17 protein-coding genes are annotated in these 18,609 nt (G+C 69.6%); 7 read left to right on the top strand and 10 right to left on the bottom strand.

Annotated features, from left to right (window positions below):
- Positions 1-10: 10 nt before the first annotated feature.
- Together AC6CR5_RS14865 and AC6CR5_RS14860 are read right to left on the bottom strand one after the other, a co-directional pair.
- Positions 11-1,582, bottom strand: a complete 1,572-nt coding sequence (locus tag AC6CR5_RS14865) for a formate dehydrogenase beta subunit (protein WP_498084657.1) — start codon at positions 1,580-1,582, stop codon at positions 11-13.
- Positions 1,579-2,136 carry a formate dehydrogenase subunit gamma gene (locus tag AC6CR5_RS14860; protein WP_006386680.1) on the bottom strand — a complete coding sequence of 186 codons (558 nt, stop codon included), beginning with the start codon at positions 2,134-2,136 and terminating at the stop codon, positions 1,579-1,581. The genes AC6CR5_RS14865 and AC6CR5_RS14860 overlap by 4 nt, the downstream gene beginning before the upstream one ends.
- Before the next feature lie 158 nt (positions 2,137-2,294).
- On the opposite strand from AC6CR5_RS14860, the gene AC6CR5_RS14855 reads away from it, so the two are divergent.
- Genes AC6CR5_RS14855 through mobA form a run of 3 tightly spaced genes read left to right on the top strand, consistent with a single transcriptional unit; the run spans position 2,295 to position 5,117 of the window.
- Positions 2,295-3,371: a substrate-binding domain-containing protein gene (locus AC6CR5_RS14855; RefSeq protein WP_058665843.1), complete on the top strand. Its 1,077-nt coding sequence runs from the start codon at positions 2,295-2,297 to the stop codon at positions 3,369-3,371.
- 35 nt (positions 3,372-3,406) lie between these two features.
- Positions 3,407-4,501, top strand: coding sequence for a GTP 3',8-cyclase MoaA (gene moaA / locus AC6CR5_RS14850; protein WP_316312019.1), 1,095 nt, complete (start codon positions 3,407-3,409; stop codon positions 4,499-4,501).
- Complete coding sequence (mobA, locus tag AC6CR5_RS14845; RefSeq protein WP_498084656.1) at positions 4,494-5,117, top strand: molybdenum cofactor guanylyltransferase MobA; 624 nt, start codon at positions 4,494-4,496, stop codon at positions 5,115-5,117. The genes moaA and mobA overlap by 8 nt, the downstream gene beginning before the upstream one ends.
- Here mobA and AC6CR5_RS14840 read toward each other — a convergent pair.
- The 5 genes from AC6CR5_RS14840 to moaC are packed head-to-tail and all read right to left on the bottom strand — an operon-like array spanning position 5,102 to position 8,042.
- The gene (locus AC6CR5_RS14840) at positions 5,102-6,307 is read right to left on the bottom strand and encodes a molybdopterin molybdotransferase MoeA (RefSeq protein ID WP_148316944.1); all 1,206 of its coding nucleotides are present in this window, start codon (positions 6,305-6,307) and stop codon (positions 5,102-5,104) included. The two genes, mobA and AC6CR5_RS14840, sit on opposite strands and share 16 nt — an antisense overlap.
- A 5-nt stretch (positions 6,308-6,312) precedes the next feature.
- The gene (moaB, locus tag AC6CR5_RS14835; protein ID WP_026384317.1) at positions 6,313-6,837 is read right to left on the bottom strand and encodes a molybdenum cofactor biosynthesis protein B; all 525 of its coding nucleotides are present in this window, start codon (positions 6,835-6,837) and stop codon (positions 6,313-6,315) included.
- The gene (locus AC6CR5_RS14830; protein WP_006386672.1) at positions 6,834-7,316 is read right to left on the bottom strand and encodes a molybdenum cofactor biosynthesis protein MoaE; all 483 of its coding nucleotides are present in this window, start codon (positions 7,314-7,316) and stop codon (positions 6,834-6,836) included. Before AC6CR5_RS14830 ends, moaB begins: the two co-directional genes overlap by 4 nt.
- A 5-nt stretch (positions 7,317-7,321) precedes the next feature.
- On the bottom strand, positions 7,322-7,573 hold the full coding sequence (locus AC6CR5_RS14825; RefSeq protein ID WP_006386671.1) for a MoaD/ThiS family protein: 252 nt from the start codon (positions 7,571-7,573) through the stop codon (positions 7,322-7,324).
- Positions 7,554-8,042, bottom strand: coding sequence for a cyclic pyranopterin monophosphate synthase MoaC (moaC, locus tag AC6CR5_RS14820; RefSeq protein ID WP_006386670.1), 489 nt, complete (start codon positions 8,040-8,042; stop codon positions 7,554-7,556). Before moaC ends, AC6CR5_RS14825 begins: the two co-directional genes overlap by 20 nt.
- A gap of 316 nt (positions 8,043-8,358) precedes the next feature.
- Here moaC and AC6CR5_RS14815 point away from each other — a divergent pair, with 316 nt between their 5' ends.
- Together AC6CR5_RS14815 and AC6CR5_RS14810 are read left to right on the top strand one after the other, a co-directional pair.
- Positions 8,359-12,096 carry a DUF748 domain-containing protein gene (locus AC6CR5_RS14815; RefSeq protein ID WP_498084655.1) on the top strand — a complete coding sequence of 1,246 codons (3,738 nt, stop codon included), beginning with the start codon at positions 8,359-8,361 and terminating at the stop codon, positions 12,094-12,096.
- Between the two features lie 62 nt (positions 12,097-12,158).
- On the top strand, positions 12,159-13,043 hold the full coding sequence (locus AC6CR5_RS14810; RefSeq protein WP_241077345.1) for a dienelactone hydrolase family protein: 885 nt from the start codon (positions 12,159-12,161) through the stop codon (positions 13,041-13,043).
- 856 nt (positions 13,044-13,899) lie between these two features.
- On the opposite strand, the gene AC6CR5_RS14805 is transcribed toward AC6CR5_RS14810, so the two are convergent.
- On the bottom strand, positions 13,900-14,325 hold the full coding sequence (locus AC6CR5_RS14805; protein WP_006386666.1) for a hypothetical protein: 426 nt from the start codon (positions 14,323-14,325) through the stop codon (positions 13,900-13,902).
- 229 nt (positions 14,326-14,554) lie between these two features.
- On the opposite strand from AC6CR5_RS14805, the gene AC6CR5_RS14800 reads away from it, so the two are divergent.
- The gene (locus tag AC6CR5_RS14800) at positions 14,555-15,058 is read left to right on the top strand and encodes a peroxiredoxin (RefSeq protein WP_026385101.1); all 504 of its coding nucleotides are present in this window, start codon (positions 14,555-14,557) and stop codon (positions 15,056-15,058) included.
- An 88-nt stretch (positions 15,059-15,146) separates the two neighbouring features.
- On the top strand, positions 15,147-16,541 hold the full coding sequence (locus AC6CR5_RS14795; protein WP_020926656.1) for an MFS transporter: 1,395 nt from the start codon (positions 15,147-15,149) through the stop codon (positions 16,539-16,541).
- A gap of 13 nt (positions 16,542-16,554) precedes the next feature.
- Here AC6CR5_RS14795 and AC6CR5_RS14790 read toward each other — a convergent pair whose 3' ends face one another.
- Both AC6CR5_RS14790 and bioB read right to left on the bottom strand, forming a co-directional pair.
- A complete protein-coding gene (locus AC6CR5_RS14790; protein WP_150101834.1) occupies positions 16,555-17,436 on the bottom strand; it encodes an EamA family transporter in 882 nt (293 codons plus the stop codon).
- A gap of 2 nt (positions 17,437-17,438) precedes the next feature.
- Positions 17,439-18,464 carry a biotin synthase BioB gene (gene bioB / locus AC6CR5_RS14785; protein ID WP_006386662.1) on the bottom strand — a complete coding sequence of 342 codons (1,026 nt, stop codon included), beginning with the start codon at positions 18,462-18,464 and terminating at the stop codon, positions 17,439-17,441.
- Positions 18,465-18,609: the final 145 nt, after the last annotated feature.

Raw genomic sequence — 18,609 nt, 5'->3', positions numbered from 1 at the left:
GGTCTCGGATTCAGGCGGGGTGGGCGGCGGACTGCGCGGACTCGATGCCGAAGTCCTGCGGGAAGTGGTTCAGCGCGGACAGCACCGGGTAGGGCGCCATGCCCCCCAGGGCGCACAGCGATCCGCCCAGCATGGTGTCGCACAGGTCGCGCAGCAGGTGCACCTGCTGTTCGCGCCCCGGGCCGCCGGCGGTGATCTTGTCGATGGTCTCCACGCCACGGGTCGAGCCGATGCGACAGGGCGTGCATTTGCCACAGGACTCGATGGCGCAGAACTCCATCGCATAGCGCGCCATGCGCGCCATGTCGACGCTGTCGTCGAACGCCACCAAGCCGCCGTGGCCGATCATGGCCGAGATCTGGACATAGGCTTCGTAGTCCAGCGGCACGTCCCACTGCGAATCCGGCAGGTAGGCGCCCAGCGGGCCGCCGACCTGCACCGCGCGCAGCGGCCGGCCCGAGGCGCTGCCGCCGCCGAAGGTGTAGAGCAGGTCGCGCAGGCTCAAGCCGAAGGCCTTCTCCACCAGCCCGCCCTGCTTGAGGTTGCCGGCCAGCTGGAACGGCAGCGTGCCGTGCGAGCGGCCCACGCCGTAGTCGCGGTAATAGGCCGCGCCCTTGGCCAGGATGATCGGCACGGTGGCCAGCGAGATCACGTTGTTGATGACCGTGGGCTTGCCGAACAGGCCCGCGATCGCCGGCAGCGGCGGCTTGGCGCGCACCACGCCGCGCTTGCCCTCGATGCTTTCCAGCAGCGAGGTTTCCTCGCCGCAGATGTAGGCGCCGGCGCCCTTGCGCACTTCCAGGTCGAAGCGGCGGCCGCTGCCGTGCACGTCGTCGCCCAGCCAGCCGACGCTGCGCGCCCGCTCGATGGCGGCCTCCAGCGTGGCGATGGCGTGCGGGTATTCGGAACGCACGTAGATGTAGCCGTAGGTGGCGCCCACCGCCAGGCCGGCGATGGTCATGCCCTCGATCAGCACGTAGGGGTCGCCTTCCATCAGCAGGCGGTCGGCGAAGGTGCCCGAATCGCCCTCGTCGGCATTGCAGACGATGTACTTGCGGTCGGCCGGCGACCCCAGCACGGTCTTCCACTTGATGCCGGTGGGAAAGGCCGCGCCGCCGCGTCCGCGCAGGCCGGACGTGACCATCTCTTCGACGATGGCGGCGGGCTCCATGGCCAGCGCGCGCTTCAGGCCCTGCAGGCCGCCGTGCGCGGCGTAGTCCTGCAGCGACAGCGGATCGATCACGCCGACGCGGGCGAAGGTCAGGCGTTCCTGCTGCTTGAGATACGGAATCTCCTCGGTCAGGCCCAACCCCAGCGGATGCGCGCCGCCCGTCAGCCAGCCGGCGTCGAACAGTGCCGGCACGTCCTCGGGCTGCACCGGCCCGTAGGCCAGGCGGCCCTGGGGCGTGTTTATCTCCACCAGCGGTTCCAGCCACAGCAGGCCGCGCGAGCCGTTGCGCACCACCTGCACGGCCAGGCCGCGTTCGTCGGCGGCCAGTTCGATGGCGGCGGCCACGGCGTCGGCGTCCATGGCCAGCGCCGCGGCGTCGCGCGGCACGTAGATCAGGGTGGGGGCGCTCATTGGCCGGCCTCCCGCGCGCGATGCAGCAGGCGGTCGAGCTTGGCCGGCGTGACGCGGGCGTGCGGCTGGCCGTCCAGCATAACCGCCGGCGACTGGGCGCACAGGCCCAGGCAGTACACCGGCTCCAGCGTGAAGTCGCCGTCGCGCGTGCTGGCATGGAAATCACAGCCCAACGCCTGGCGCGCATGGGCGGCCAGTTGTTCGCCGCCCATCGCCTGGCAGGACTCGGCGCGGCACACTTCCAGCGTGTGGCGCCCGGCGGGTTCGCTGCGGAAGTGGGGGTAGAAGGTGATGACGCCATGGACTTCGGCGCGCGACAGGTTCAGGGCCTCGGCGATGGTCTGCACCGCCTCGGCCGGAATACAGCCCAGTTCGTGCTGCACCGCGTGCAGCACCGGCAACAGGGGGCCGGGCTGGTCCTTCAGGCGAGCCAGGATGCGGGCGGTGGCCGCCACCGCCGGGCTGGCGGACGCCTGGGCGGCGTCCAGCGCCAACGCACCGCCACGGGCGCCGCCGGTGGAAGCCAGATCGGATTTTGCCTCGCGCTGGCGCATGGCGGTCTCCTCCAGTAGTGCTGTGCCCCGTAGGGTGGGGGGCTGTTGTGATGGGAGGTCAGGGTGATTTATATGCAGTGAAAAACATATAAATTTCCCTTGCCTCGCGTTATTTGTGTACTCTAAACAGGTAATTAATCGCCTTCAATAAGAAATAAATGACATATAAGTTCCGAATCGGCCTGCGGCCGCAATGGACCTTGGGTGGAGACGACGGCGCCCCCGTGCCGCTGCAGGACATGCTGGCGTTGCTGGCCGCCATCGACGCCACCGGCAACATCGCCGGCGCCTGCCGCGCCTGTGACTTGTCGTACCGCCACGCCTGGGGCGTGCTGCGGCGGTTCGAGGGCATCTTCGGCACCCAGCTGCTGATCACCAACCGGCGCCAGGGCACGCAACTGTCGCCGTTCGCGCAGCGCCTGCTGTGGGCCAATCGCCGCATCGAGGCGCGGCTGATGCCCACGCTCGACAGCCTGGCTTCCGAACTGCAGGAAGAACTGGCGCGGCTGCTGCCGGAAAACGGTCCGCACCTGCGGCTGCACGCCAGCCACGGGTTCGCGGTGGAATCGCTGATGGAACACATGGGCGGGCGCAAGCCCGGCCTGGAACTGCGCTATCGCACCGCGATCGAGGCGCTGGCCTCGCTCGAGCGCGGCGAATGCGATCTGGCGGGCTTCCAGGTGCCGCTGGGCGACTTCGAGACGCCGATCATGGAACGCTACGCTCAGTGGCTGCACGCCGACGAGTATCTGCTGATTCATCTGGCGGTGCGCAACACCGGGCTGTTCGTCGTGGGCGGCAACCCCAAGCGGATCCACGGCATCGCCGACCTGGCGCGCCAGGACGTGCGCTTCGTCAATCGCCAGATCGGCTCCAGCACCCGTTACCTGATCGGCCTGATGCTGCAACGCGCCGGCGTCTCGATCAGTGAAGTGCAGGGTTACGAAACCAACGAATTCACGCATATGGCGATCGCCGCCCACATCGCCAGCGGCATGGCCGACACTGGCGTGGGCGTGGAGACCGCCGCCTGCCGCTTCGGCCTGGATTTCATTCCGCTGGTGCGCGAGCGTTATTTCTTCGCCATCCGCAAGAGCGCGCTGGAAACGCCCGCCATGCGCGACCTGCTGTCCATCATGCGCAGCCCCGACTACGTCGGTTACGTCGGCCAGCTGGTGGGCTACGACGCCCGCGACACCGGCCGCCTGCAGACCCTTGAAGAGGCATTTTCCTAGGCGCGCCGCCGCGTGCGCCGGGCTATGATGTTCCCATGAGCAAAGTGATCCTCCTGGCTGACCACCGCACCGAGCGTCCGGCGCCCCTGGCGCCGCCGCCCGCGGGCCAGCCCGCGCTCGACCGGCGCGCGCGGCCGCTGCGCGACCTGCGCATCTCGGTCACGGACCGCTGCAATTTCCGTTGCACCTACTGCATGCCGCGCGAGGTATTCGATACCAACTACGTCTTCATGCGCCATTCCGACCTGCTGTCGTTCGAGGAAATCGCGCGGCTGGCCGGCGTCTTCACCCGGCTGGGGGTCGAGAAGATCCGCTTGACCGGCGGCGAGCCGCTGCTGCGCAAGCATGTGGAAAACCTGGTCGGCCTGCTGTCCGGGCTGCGCACGCCCGCCGGCCGGCCGCTGGAACTGACGCTCACCACCAACGGCAGCCTGCTCGAACGCAAGGCCGCCGTGCTCAAGCAGGCAGGGCTTAACCGCGTCACGGTCAGCCTGGACGCACTGGACGCGTCCATGTTCCAGGACATGAGCGACAGCGGCTTCACCCCCGACGACGTGCTGCGCGGCATCGACGCCGCCGCCGCGGCCGGGCTGGCGCCCGTCAAGGTCAACATGGTGGTGCGGCGCGGCCTGAACGACGCGCAGATCCTGCCGATGGCCGAGCGCTTTCGCGGCAGCGGCCACATCCTGCGCTTCATCGAATACATGGACGTGGGCAACACCAACGGCTGGAACCTGACCGAAGTGGTGCCCAGCGAGGAAGTGCTGGCGCGCATCGGCGCGGTCCATGCGCTGGAACCGATCTCCACCGACGACATGGGCCGCGTCGCCGAACGCTGGCGCTATCGCGACGGTGGCGGTGAGATCGGTGTCATCTCCAGCGTCACCCACGCCTTCTGCGGCGGCTGTACACGCGCGCGCCTGTCGCCGGAAGGCAAGCTGTTCCTGTGCCTGTTCGGACACGAGGGCCACGACCTGCGCGCGCCCCTGCGCGACGGCGCCAGCGACGATGAACTGGCCGCCATCCTCACGGGTATCTGGGCCGCCCGGGGCGACAACTACTCCGAACAGCGCGGCCGCAACATGGCCGACCCGGCCCGCAAAGTCGAGATGAGCTACATCGGTGGTTGACCCCGCACCCGTTTTCGACCGGCAACAGGTGGCCGGCCTGATCCTGGCCGGCGGCCAGGGCTCGCGCATGCAGGGCAGCGACAAGGGATTGGTCCTGCTGGGTGGCGAGCCGCTGGTGGCGCACGTGGCGCGGCGCCTGGCCCCGCAGGTCGGGCCGCTGCTTCTCAGCGCCAACCGCAATGCCGACAGCTACGCCCGCTATGGCCGGGTGGTGGCCGACGATACCGACGAATTGGGCGCCTGGCAGGGGCCGCTGGCGGGCCTGGCCGCTGGCCTGGCGGCGGCCGCGCCGTGCGAGTGGCTGGTGGTGACGCCATGCGACACCCCGTTCCTGCCGGCCGACCTGGCCCAGCGCCTGATCGCGGCGGCGCAAACGGCGGGCGCGCCCCTGGCCTATGCGGTGGCCGGCGGCCAGCGCCATCCGGCCTGCATGGCGCTGCGCACGTCCATGCTGTCGGTGCTGCGCGACTACCTCGCGGCCGGCGAACGCAAGGTCGGCCTGTGGCAGTCGCGCGTGGGAGGCGTGGGCGCGCCGTTCGATGACGTGCCCGGCGCGTTCATGAACCTGAACACGCCCGAGGAACTGGCGGCGGCCGAGCGCTACGCCAGCCAGTGACGCAGGTCGTAGTAGGGCACGCGGTCGCGGTCCTGCACCCGCACGTCGGCGGGCAGGCGCGCCAGCCCGGTCGACCACGGCAATGAACTGATCACCCCCGAACCCTGGTGGCCGTAAGGCACCAGTTCGGCGCCGCCGTCGTCGGCCGTGCGGCGCTGCACCCGCAGGAATTCCTCGCGGCTGTCCTGGCGCGGATGCTCGGTGCGCAGCGGCAGCCGGCTGACCGGCGGGAACAACTCTTCGCGGCCCTGCATGCGGCGCACCAGCGGCGTCACCAGCATGGCGAACACCGCGTAGGCCGACACCGGATTGCCCGGCAGGCTGACCACCGGCTTGTCGCCGATCATGGCCAGCGCCACCGGCTTGCCCGGCTTCATGCGCACCTTCCACAGCGACAGTTCGCCGCCCAGCGCGGCCAGCGCCGGCTTGACCAGGTCGCGCTCGCCCACCGACACGCCGCCCACGCTCAGCACCAGGTCGCAATCGGCCAGCAGCGTCTTGAACGCGGCCAGCAGGTCGGCTTCGGTGTCGCGCGCATGCAGCACGTGGGTCGGTTCGGCCGCCAGCCCGCGCACCAGCGCGGCCAGCATCGGGCCGTTGGAGTTGTAGATCTGCGCCGGTTCGCGCGCGCCGCCGGGGGCCACCAGCTCGTCGCCGGTGGTCAGGATGCCGACCCGCAGGCGGCCGAACACCGGCACGCTGGCCAGGCCCTGCGAGGCCAGCAGCGCCACGTGGGCGGCCTGCAGCTGCGTGCCGGCGGCCAGCAGCGGGGCGCCGGCCAGGGTGTCCTCGCCGCGCAGGCGAATGTGCTGGCCGGGGCGTGGCTCGCGCGTGATCTCGACCTGCTCGTCGGCCTCGTGCGTGTCTTCCTGCATCACCACCACGTCGGCGCCTGCGGGGATCAGGCTGCCGGTGAACAGGCGGATGGCGTGGCCGGGCTTGAGCGGCTCGGGCGTGTCGCCGGCATAGCAGCGCTGCTGGATCGGCAGGCGCGCGCCCGGCCGCCAGTCGGCCAGGCGCAGCGCGTAGCCGTCCATGGCGCTGTTGTCGGCCGGCGGGATGTCCACCGTGGCGTCAAGGTCGGCCGCCAGCACGCGTCCGGGCGCTTCGTCCAGGCCGACGTGTTCGCGGCGCGCGAGGGGGGCGGCCGCGTTGGCCAGCAGGGTCTGGGCTTGGTCGAAATCCAGCATGGGTATCAGTGGTCTTCTTGGTCGCGGGGTTGGAAGTGCGTGGCGAAATTGCAGGGGCGGTGGCCGCTGTCGAGCTGCTCGCGGATGATGCGGTTCCAGGCGGTCTCGCAGGCGTTGTTCGAACCGGGCAGGCAGAACAGCAGGGTCTGGTTGGCCTCGCCGGCAAAGGCGCGCGACTGGATGGTGGAGCTGCCGATTTCCTCGTAGGAGATCTGGCGGAACAGTTCGCCGAAGCCGGGAATCTCGCGGTCCAGCAGCGGCAGGATGGCCTGCGGCACGTGGTCGCCGTGCGAGAAGCCGGTGCCGCCGGTGGTCAGGATGACCTGCACCTCGGGATCGGCGATCCAGTCGCTGATGACGCGCCGGATCTGGTAGATGTTGTCCTTGGCGATGTCGCGCCGCACGCATTGGTGGCCGGCCTGGGCCAGGCTGTTGGCCAGCAGGTTGCCGGAGGTGTCGTCACCGGCGCTGCGGGTGTCGCTGACCGTCAGCACGGCGCAGGCCAGCGAGACGGGGGAGGCGTCGTTCATGGAGTCTCCTTGGGGGGCGGGGGTTCGGCGTCCCAGGACTGCGTGCGGTCCTGGTCGGATTGGCGCTGTTCCACCCAGAAGCTGTCGCCACCCGCCAGGGTTTCGCGCTTCCAGAAGGGCGCGCGGGTCTTGAGCGCGTCGATGATGAATTCGCAGCCGCGGAAGGCGTCGCCGCGATGCGCGCTGGCCGCGGCCACGAACACGATCTGGGCATTGCGGGCGAGGGCGCCGACCCGGTGCACGATCACGGTGCCGTCCAGGTTCCAGCGCGCGCGGGCGGTGGCGGCGATGTCTTCGAGCTCGCGCTCGCACATGCCGGGGTAGTGTTCCAGGTAGAGCGTGTCGGTGGGCGTGTCCGGCGCGTAGTCGCGCACGTAGCCCACGAAGGTGACGATGCCGCCCACGCCCGGCCCGGCGCTGGCGCGCAGGGCGGCGGTGAGCGCGGCGCCGTCGAAGTCGGCTTCCTGCACGATGACCATGGCGTTCAGCCTCCGGTGACGGGTTCGAACACCGCGACCTCGTCGCCCGCGCGGATCGGCGCCGACGGCTTGGCGTGGGTCTGGTTGATGGCCAGCTTCAGGCGGCCGGCCGGGGCCAGCTGCGGATAGCGCTCGCCGAGCGCGGCCAGCAGCTGCGCGCCGGTGGACTCGCCGTCGACCGGCCAGGCCTCCGAGCGCTTGCCGACCAGTTCGGCCACGCGGGCGAAGTACAGAAGATTAATCGTTGCGCCATTCACCGCTTTTACCTCCCGCCTTGTACTTCAGGCGAACTTGTTCGATCACGATACCTTTGTCGGCCGCTTTGCACATGTCGTAGATGGTGAGCGCGGCGACGCTGCACGCGGTCATGGCTTCCATTTCGACGCCGGTCTTGTAGCTGGTGCGGCAGGTGGCCAGGATGTCGATGCGGTGCGCCGCGTCGTCCAGCGCGAATTCGATGCCGACGAACGACAGCGGCAGGCTGTGGCACAGGGGGATGAGCTCGGCGCAGCGCTTGGCCGCCAGGATGGCTGCGACGCGCGCGGTGTTGAGCACTTCGCCCTTGCCCTGGCCGGGCTGCGTCAGCAGGCCGTAGGCCACCGCGTTCATGCGGACGCTGGCGGTGGCGATGGCGACGCGTTCGGTGTCGGTCTTGCCGATGACGTCGACCATGCGGACCTGGCCGGCTTCATCCAGGTGGCTCAAGGTGGGGGCGGGGGTGGACATGGGAATCGGGATCGAGAATTGTTAATGATTGAAAAGAGCGGTCCCGGCAGGCCGTGGCGGGCCGCTGATGCGCCTATGATAGACGAGCCGCCGCCCGCCGCGCTTTGAGGAAAGATAAGCGCGGCCGCCGTCGCCGTGGCGCCGCGCCCGCCCGCTTCATCCCGGGGTACGCGCCGGTCGCGGCTTGCGCGCCTTCGTGCCCCTGCGGGGGCATTTGCGCTTTTGGCGGCGCGGTCGCGATGGCGCGGCGCAAAAAGCCCCCCAATTTGCTCGAAGGACGCGATAATGGCCTTCGATTCGTACCAGGAGACGCACAATGCCCTTGCGGATGCCCAAGTTCCGGTTTACCCGCCGCTTAGGCAAGATCCTCTTGGGCGTCGTGGCCACGGCGTTGATCCTCTGTGGTATCGCCGCCTGGCAGGTGCCCAAGGTGCTGCACAATGTGCTGACCCAGGACGTCGCAAAGATGCTGGGCCGCGACGTCGCCGTCGGCAAGATCACTTTCAATCCCTTCACGCTGACCGTGCGCGCGCGCGATCTCGCGGTGGCTCAGCCCGGCTCGCAGACGCCGCTGCTCACCGCCGCGGAGGTCGACGTCAGCGCTGCCTGGACCTCGCTGTTCTGGTTCGCGCCGGTGGTCGACCGCTTCACCTTGCGTTCGCCCACCCTGTCGATCGTGCGCGAGGACGTCACCCGCTTCAACTTCTCCGACGTGCAGCAGCGCGTGGCCGAGATGACGGCCGCCAACCCCGACGAGCCGCCCAAGCCCGATGAGGGCCTGCCGCGCTTTTCCCTGAACAACATGGTGATCGAGGGCGGCGTCGTCACCCTGGACGACAAGGTCACCGGCCGCAAGCAGGTGATCGACGAACTGGCCGTGGGCGTGCCGTTCATCTCCACCTTCGGCTACGCCACCGACATCGACGTGCAGCCGCGCCTGCACCTGCGCATCAATGGCAGCCCGTTCGACCTGACCGGCGTGGCGCGGCCCTTCGACAAGGTGCCGTCGTCGACGCTGCGGGTCGCCTTCACCGGGCTGCAACTGGAAAAATGGGCCGACGTCTGGCCCATGCCGCTGCCGTTCAAGCTCGAGCGCGCGCTGCTCGACTCGAACCTGCAGATCGTGTTCGAGCAACCCAAGGACGCGCCGCCCAAGATCCGCGTGGTCGGCGACCTGGGCCTGCGCCAGTTCGACCTGCGCGATAACGCCGGTGAAAGCCTGGCGGCCTGGAGCGCGCTGACCATCAACCGCCTTGAAATCGAACCGATCGCGCGCCAGGTCTACGTGGGCGACGTCGGCCTGTGGGCGCCGCAGGTCTACGCGCGGCGCTACAGCAACCAGCGCCTGAACTGGCAGGACGTGGCCGACAAGCTCAAGCAGCTGGGCGGCCCGGCGCCAGCGACCAGGCCCGCCGCGACGCCTGGCGCGAAGCCGGGCAGCGGCGCCAAGCCGCCCGCGGGCGGCGCGCCCGCCGCCACGGCAAGCGTGGACGCCGGTGCTCCCGCCAAGTCCGGCGCCGCCAAGCCGGCCGCCCCGGATTCCGCCGCCAAGCCAGCGGCGGAGAAGGGCGCGCCCGCCGCGAGTCCCGCCGCCGTGGCAACGGCCAATCCCGCACAAGCCGCCAAGCCCGCGACCGCCCCGGCCGCCGGCCAGGCATCCGCGCCCGCCCTCAGCGACCCGGCATCCACGCCCCAGCCCGCCGCGCCCGCCGCCTCCGCGCCCAACGGCGCCCCGGCCGCCGCCGGCACGCCCCCCGCCGCCGACGCCCCGCCCAAGCCCGCCGCGCCCAAGCCCGCCGCGTCCGCCGAATGGAAGGTGACGCTGGACGCCTTCAACATCCACGAAGGCGAGCTCTACGTCACCGACGCCGTCAGCAAGCTCGACTACACCCTGACCGGCCTGGGTGTCACCGTCGAAGGCGTGGCGCTGCCGCAGGTCAAGGGCGAGCCCATCAATCTCTGGCTGACCGTGGACAACAGCACCGACGGCGGCTGGATCCGCGCCAAGGGCCCGCTGGTGCTGCAGCCGCTGTCGCTGGAACTGGCGCTGCGCATGGGCAACGTCGCGCTGGCGCCGTTCGCGCCGGCCGTGCGCAGCCTGTCGCCGATCCAGCTGCTGGACGGCCGCCTCGGGCTGACGGCGCAGGTGCACGTGCTGGACAACAACGGCGCCATCGACGCCTCCGCCACCGGCGTGCGCGCCGAGCTGGCCCAGTTCAAGGCGCGCGACGAAACGCTGAAGCCGGCGCTCGACATCGCGCTGCAGCAGCTGGTCGTCACCGCCGATCGCCTCGCCATGGGCCCGGGCACCAGCAATTTCACGCTGGCCGCGGCCGGCATCCAGGGCGGCGGCAAGCTCGACCTGAAGGGCGCCTTCACGCCGCAGCCGCTGACCGTCAAGACGTCGGTCGACCTGTCCGGCCTGAACGTCGCCTCGTTCGCGCCGTATTTCGCCTCCAGCCTGAACGCCACCGTGCGCGCCATCACGCTGGGCGCCAAGGGCGACGCCGACTTCGCCGCGGCCAACGGCAACGCGCCGATGAAGGCTGGCTGGAAGGGCGGCGTCGAGATCACCGACGTCGACCTGCAGGACCGCGTCAACAAGGACGACTTCCTCAACTGGAAGCGCCTGGCGTTCTCCGGCATGAACGTCGCCGTGGCGGGCGAGAAGATCGCCGCCGGCCTGGGTGACATCGCGCTCGACGACTTCTACGGCAGCATCCTGCTGAACGCCCAGGGCCGCCTGAACGTCATGGACCTGGTGGCGGCGCCCGGCCAGGCCGGCGGCTCCATCACCCAGGATACGCAGACCCCCGGCCGGCGCGCCGAACCGCCGGCGCCGGCGGCCAAGGGCGGCGGCATGCCCGACATCTCGCTCAACAGCGTCACCTTGACGCGCGGCCGCATGACCTTCACCGACCGCTTCGTCAAGCCCAACTACGTGGCCGAGCTGTCCAATATCGACGGCTCCATCACGGCGGTCTCGTCCACCAACCCGCAGCCCGCCAAGGTCAAGGTCACCGGCCGCGTCTACACCACCGCGCCCCTGTCGATCAGCGGCGTGGTGCAGCCGTTCGCCAAGTACCTGTCGCTCGACCTGAAGGCGTCGGCCAAGGGCGTGGACCTGCCGCGCTTCAACACCTACTCGGCCAAGTACGTCGGCTACCCGATCAAGCGCGGCAAGCTATCGGTCGACCTGGAATACAAGATCAAGGACCGCGCGTTGCTGGCCACCAACCACGTGGTGCTGAACCAGCTCACCTTCGGCGACAAGACCAACAGCCCCGACGCCACCAAGCTGCCGGTGCTGCTGGCCGTGGCCCTGCTGAAGGACTCGCGCGGCAACATCGACATCAACCTGCCGATCTCCGGTTCGCTCGACGACCCCGAGTTCTCGGTCGGCGGCATCGTCGTGCGGGTGCTGCTGAACCTGGTGGTCAAGGCCGTCACCTCGCCGTTCAGCCTGCTGGCGTCCGCCTTCGGCGGCGGCGAGGAACTGTCGTACGTGGAATTCGCGCCCGGCAGCGCCGCGCTCACCGAAGACACGCTGCAGCGCATCGAAACCCTGACCAAGGCCCTGGCCGACCGCCCCGCGCTCAAGATGGACCTGAGCGGCCGCGCCGATCCCAAGACCGACCTGGACGGCCTGCGCCAAGCCTGGGTCGACGCCCAGATCCGCCTGGCCAAGGCCCGCGACGTCGCGCCGCGCGGCAAGAAGCCGAACCCGGCGGGCGTCGAGGTCTCAGGCGCCGAACGCGCCAAGTACCTGGAAGAGGTCTACGACGACACCGACATCAAGGACAAGCCGCGCAATTTCATCGGCATGGCCAAGTCCGTGCCGCCGGAGCAGATGGAGGAGATGCTGCGCAGCGTGGCGCCGGTCGGCGAGGAACAGTTGCGCCAACTGGCCGACGCGCGCGCGCAGGCGGTATACGAAAAGCTGCAAGCCCAGGAAGGACTCGCGGATCGCGTGTTCATCGTTGCCCCGCAACTGGACGCCGATGGCATCAAGGACGAGGGCCTGCCCTCGCGCGTGGACTTCTCCCTGAAGTGAACCCCGGCGGTTCGCCAGGACGCGCCCGCGTCCGGCGGCCGTCCCTTGCCCGGAGATGCATGATGAAAGACCAGGACGCGCATTTCGACAGCCTGCTGCCGCCCCTCAAGCTCGACCGCCGCGGCTTCATCGCCACCACCGTCGCCGCCGGCTTCTCGCTGGCCGCCGGCCCCGCCGTCGCGCAGACCGCCATCAAGACCGACGCCAACGGCCTGACCGCCGGCAAGGTCGACATTCCCGTCGCCGACGGCAAGATGCCCGCCTACCGCGCCGCGCCCGCCGGCAAGAAGAACCTGCCCACGCTGCTGGTGGTGTCCGAGATCTTCGGCGTGCACGAATACATCCAGGACATCTGCCGCCGCCTGGCCCACCTGGGCTACCTGGCCATCGCGCCCGAACTGTTCGCGCGCCAGGGCGACCCGTCCAAGTACACCGAGATCCCCAAGCTGCAGGCCGAGATCATCGGCAAAGTGCCCGACAAGCAGGTGCAGGCCGATCTCGACGCCACCGTCGCCTGGGCCGCCGCCAACGGCGGCAGCGACGACAAGCTCGGCATCCTCGGCTTCTGCTGGGGCGGCCGCCAGGTCTGGCTCTACGCCGCCCACAACCCCAAGCTCAAGGCCGGCGCCGCCTGGTACGGCCAACTGGCCGGCGACTCCACCGAACTCAAGCCCCGATCCGTCCTCAGCCTGGTCAACGACCTCAAGGCCCCGGTCCTCGGCGCCTACGGCGGCAAGGACGCCGGCATCCCCCAGACCGACGTCGACAAGATGCGCATCGAACTCGCCAAAGGCCCCGCCGCCGCCAAGGCCTCCCGCATCGACGTCTACCCCGAAGCCCCCCACGCCTTCCACGCCGACTACCGGCCGAGTTACCGCAAGGCCGAGGCGGAGCAGGCCTGGCAGAGGATGCTGGACTGGTTCAAGCAGAATGGGCTCGGGGCTTGAGGCGAGAAGCTCGTTCTTCGTAGGCCGCCCCTGGCGTCGGCCGGGCAGGCGGAGCGCGCCCACGATTGCGGTCCGGAGCCTTCGCTCCGGACTGCCCCGTTGTCATCTTCGTTGTCGCCTTCGGCGACTGCCTTCAGATTCCCTCGGGCGCATCGAGGTTGCGCCCCGCCTGCCCGGCCGACGCCAGGGGCTACCGACATCTGCATATGTGAGGCCGCTCGGGCGGAGTGAGGGGAGAGATCTTGCGTTGCCCGCCGGGACCGGCTGCGCGGGCAGCCGGTCCCGGCATACGCTTTGGCGGTGCGTCGAAGGGCTGGCGCTGCGCGCGGGTGGCGAGGAGGGACGGTAGCTGCAACGTCGTTGACGGGAAGATCGGTGTGATCGTTGACGGGCGGCCTGCGGCTATCCGTGGGACGTCAATCCTCCGCACTCCAGACTCCGTTCCCAAACGCTCATGCCTCCCGCACGCGCGCAGCGTCATCCGTGACCGCAAGACCCCGCGTAAGCCAAAAAAAGGCCGCCCGCGCGGCCGGTTTTGGCGGGCCCTGCAAACTCCTCCCACCCCCGTAGATGCGGCCAAGCATGCCAAGCACCCACCTCGCCCCAACAATGCGGAAACCAAGACATCCTGAGCCCGGCGGGACGGCGGCAGGCGGGGGCGGGGCGTGTAGATGCGCCCGACGGAATCCGAAGGAGTCGCCGAAGGCGAGGACGAGGATGAGGCAGGGGGGGGCCGCCGAGGGCAGTCCGGAGCGAACGCTCCGGACCGCAATCGTAGCCCCGCCCTCCGCATGCGCCGTCCCGCCGGGCGGCTCAAGAACTCAATCCCCCGCCAGCAAAAAAACCCGCAGAGAATTCACTTCTCCGCACTCTCCCCCGGCAGCCCATCACTAACCTCAGCCAACGCCGCCTTCATATCCTCATAAGAAATCACCCGCTCATTCTGAAAACTCCCCAGCACCCCCCGGCACCCGTCGACGCCCGACCGCTTCATCTCCTCCATCATCCGCGTCCCATCCGCCAGCCCCTTCTGGTACAGCCCGTCATACCCCGCGGCCGAAAACCCATATTCCTTGGCATACCGCTCCAGGTTCTTGCGCGAGGTCGCCTGGTGCTGCGCCAGGTCGGGTTCGGACGCCCCGCAGGAACGGGCCGCGCCGTTGGAGGCGCCCGCCGCCACCACGAACGATTCGAACTGGGCCTGCTCTGCCGCGTCGGGCGCGGCCCAGGCCGGGGCGGCCGCGGCCATCGTAAAGGCCAGGCCGATCAACATCTTGCGCATCGGTTCATCTCCGCAAAGCGCCCGCGCGCGGCCATCGCGCCCGGGCATTGATCACGCCCACATTATGGCAATGATCCCCGCGCCGCCCCGCGTGTGGAGTCGTTTCAGACTGTGCGGGTTTCTTTCCCGATCTGTCCGCCGGGCCAGCAAGCGCAACAGACACGAACTATGATGAGGGCTGTGGGGCACGTCCGCCCCAATGCAACGCCCCAACACTGGAGATCCTCCCATGAGCATCAAAGTCGGCGACCGCGTGCCCGATGGCACCCTGACCGAATTCATCGAAACCGAAAGCGAAGGCTGCTCGCTCGGCCCCAACGCCTTCCAGGTCGCCGACCTGACCCGCGGCAAGACCATCGCCCTGTTCGCGCTGCCCGGCGCCTTCACGCCGACCTGCTCGGCCAAGCACCTGCCGGGCTACGTCGAGCAGGCCGCGGCCCTCAAGGCCAAGGGCGTGGATGAAATCTGGTGCGTGTCCGTCAACGACGCCTTCGTCATGGGCGCCTGGGGCCGCGAACAGAAGACCGGCGGCAAGGTCCGCATGCTGGCCGACGGTTCCGCCCTGTGGACCAAGGCCCTGGGCCTGGAGCTGGACCTGATCCAGCGCGGCATGGGCGTGCGCTCGCAGCGCTACTCGGCCCTGATCGTCGACGGCGTGGTCAAGCAGCTGAACGTCGAAGGCCCCGGCAAGTTCGAAGTCAGCGACGCCGCGACCCTGCTGTCGCAACTCTGATTTCTCGCGCAGTTCCTGTTTCATCGCTCAATGCGCGGGCCGCCCAGGCGGCCCGCGTCGCTCCCCCCGGCAGGGGCAGCCAGACGCCATGCTTGCAACCCTCTCTTCTTTCTCGTCGCTGTATGTCGCGACCCTGCTGATGCTCATCGGCACCGGCCTGTTCAACACCTACATGGGGTTGAGGCTGACCGCGCAGTCCGTCAGCGAGATCTGGATCGGCGCGTTGATCGCCGGTTACTACTTGGGCCTGGTGTGCGGCGCGCGGCTGGGCCACAAACTCATCATCCGCGTTGGCCACATCCGCGCCTTCGTCGCCTGTGCCGCCGTCGCCACCAGCATGATCCTGGCGCAGACGCTGGTCGATTCCATGCCGCTGTGGCTGGTGTTCCGTGTCATCTCGGGCATCGTCATGGTGACCGAATTCATGGTCATCGAGAGCTGGCTCAATGAACAAACCGAAAACCATCAGCGCGGGCGCGTGTTCTCCGTCTACATGGTGGTGTCCGGCCTGGGAACCGTGCTGGGGCAACTGGCCCTGACGGCCTACGCCACGCTCGACCTGCGGCCGCTGACCCTGGTGGCCATGTGCCTGGTGCTGTGCCTGGTGCCGATCGCCGTCACGGCGCGTTCGCACCCGCCCACGCCGCTGCCCGCCGCGCTCGACATCCGCTTCTTCATGCGGCGCGTGCCGCTGTCCATGACGGTGCTGTTTGTCGCCGGCAACCTGTCGGGCGCCTTCTACGGCCTGGCCGCCGTCTACGGTGCCAAGCACGGCATGACCACCTCGCAGGCCGCCATTTTCGTGGCCGCCGCCGTCACCGCCGGGCTGTTGTCGCAATGGCCCATGGGCTGGCTGTCCGATCGCATCAACCGCGCCGGCCTGATCCGCTTCAACGCATTGCTGCTGGTATTGCTGCCGGTCGTCATGTGGGGCTGGCTGACGCTGCCGTTCTGGGCGCTGGTGCTGCTGTCGTGCGCCTTCGGCATCCTGCAGTTCACCCTGTATCCCCTGGGCGCCGCCTTCGCCAACGACCACGTCGAATCCGAGCGCCGCGTCAGCCTGTCGGCCGTGCTGCTCATGACCTATGGCGTGGGCGCCTGTGTCGGCCCGATGATCGCCGGCGTGCTGATGTCGCTGGCCGGCCACAGCATGTATTACGTCTTCATCTCGGCCTGCGCCCTGATCCTGGTCTGGCAGGTGCGGCCCACGCGCGTCACCGGCGCGCACCAGGTCGACGAGGCGCCGGTCCACTTCGTGCCGATGCCGGACACCCTGCAGAGCTCGCCGGCCGCGGCCGTGCTCGATCCGCGGGTCGACGTCGAAAACGATATCAGCATCGAAATGGTGCAGCCCGATCCGGCCGCCGCGCCCGCCACGCCGCCGGTGGAAGGCGCGGGCGCCGTGGACCCGCCTGGCGGGGCGGCCGAGACGCCGCGGGATGAACCCGCCGAGCCTGAGCGCCAGGCCCGCACCGGCACCTGACAGCCGCCGCGATTCACCAGGGCGCCATCAGCACGATGGCCGCCAGCGCCAGGGCCAGGCCGACGCCATTCAGGCGCGTCAGCGGCTCGCGGAACACCAGCGTTCCGACCAGCGTGCCCAGCGTGATCACGCCCATGTTCATGGACGCGAACACCAGCGCGGGGTGCTCCGGCAGCGCCTGGTGCGCGCGGATGTAGGTGATGATGTTGCCGAAATTCACCGCGCCCAGCGCCACGCCGGCCGCCAGGTGGCGCGGCGCCCAGCGCGCGCGGCGCCACAGCAGGTAGGCCAGCATCAGCGCGCTGGACAGCGCGAACGCCAGCAACAGGCCGCCGGCGAACGCGGTGCCGGCGCGCGCCATCTGCTTGAACAGGATATCCACCACGCCGTAGGCCACCCACACCGCCAGCGGCCACAGCCACAGCGCGCGGCGTTGCGCGACGTCCATCGCGCCCGGGGCCGCCGCGCCCGTGGCGGCGGGACGGCGCAGCAGGCAGAACAGCGCGGCGAAGGCCAGCGCGATGGCGCCCAGCTTGCGGCCGCTGACCGGCTCGCCGAACAGCAGGAACGCCGCCAGCAGGGGAATGAACAAGGACAGCCGCTGGGCCGCGTCGCTGCGCACCACGCCGGCATGGCGCACCGCCAGCGCCATCGCCATGAAGCCGCTCGGCAGCAGCAGGCCCAGCGCCAGCAGCACGGCCCACGGCGTCTGCGGCGTCAGCAGCGCGGCCGGATCCGGCCGCAGCACGACCCAGCAGAGCAGGGCGGCGACCGCGTGGTTCACCATGATGGCCTGGCGCACGTCCAGCTGCCAGCGCCGTGCCAGCTTCAGCATCGCCGCCACGGCGACGCTGCAGGCGACGCTGGCCAGCAGGTAGGACAGGCCGGGCGCCAGCGTCACGCCGAGATATCCTGGCGCGCGTGGTGGTGCGCGTGCTGGCCGGCGTCGATGCGCATGCCCAGGCGTTGCAGCAGGCGCTGGTCCGCCTCCATGCGCGGGTTGCCGGTGGTCAGCAGCACGTCGCCGTAGAACATCGAATTGGCGCCGGCCATGAAGCACAGCGCCTGCATGGCGTCGTCCATGGCTTCGCGCCCGGCCGACAGGCGCACCATGGCGCGCGGCATGGTGATACGGGCCACCGCGATGGTGCGCACGAACTCGAACGGATCAAGCGGCTCGGCATCGGCCAGTGGCGTGCCCTCCACCCGCATCAGGTTGTTGATCGGCACCGATTCGGGGTAGGGCTCCATGTTGGCCAATTGCGCGATCAGGCCGGCGCGCTCCTGGCGCGATTCGCCCATGCCGACGATGCCGCCGCAGCAGACGTTGATGCCGGCGCCGCGCACCCGTTCCAGGGTGTCCAGGCGGTCCTGGTAGGTGCGGGTGGTGACGACCTTGCCGTAGAACTCGGGCGCGGTGTCCAGGTTGTGGTTGTAGTAGTCCAGGCCGGCGTCCTTGAGCTGTTCGGCCTGGCCCTCGCGCAGCATGCCCAGCGTGACGCAGGTCTCCAGGCCCAGCGCCTTGACCGCGCTCACCATCTCGGCCACGGCTTCCAGGTGATGCGGCTTGGGGCTGCGCCAGGCCGCGCCCATGCAGAAGCGCTGCGCGCCGCCGGCCTGCGCGGCGCGCGCCGCCGCCAGCACCTCGTCCAGCGGCATCAGCTTTTCGGCTTCCAGGCCGGTGTCGTAGCGCGACGACTGCGAGCAGTAGCCGCAGTCCTCGGGACAGCCGCCGGTCTTGATCGACAGCAGGCTCGACAGCTGGATGCCGTTGGGATCGAAATGGGCGCGGTGCGTCTGCTGGGCGCGATACACCAGGTCCATGAACGGCAAGTCGTAGAGCTCCATCACGGCGGCGCTGCTCCACGCGGACGCGGGTTGCGGCCGGGACGGCTTGGGAACGGGAATGTAGGCGGTCTGCATCAACGGACTCCAGGAAGGCTTGCGGGGATCGCGCCGCGCGCCTTGGCGGGGCGGCTTGATCGGCGGATCGTAAGAAGCTGCGCAGGGTTGGCGCAATCTCGGGCCTGTCCGTGTTTTTGCGGGTGCGTTGGAGGCGATTTCGGAG

The sequence above is a fragment of the Achromobacter sp. EG18 genome, assembly GCF_059759395.1.
Note: the sequence above shows the minus strand (reverse complement) of the source record. Positions and strands in the feature narration are given on the sequence as shown.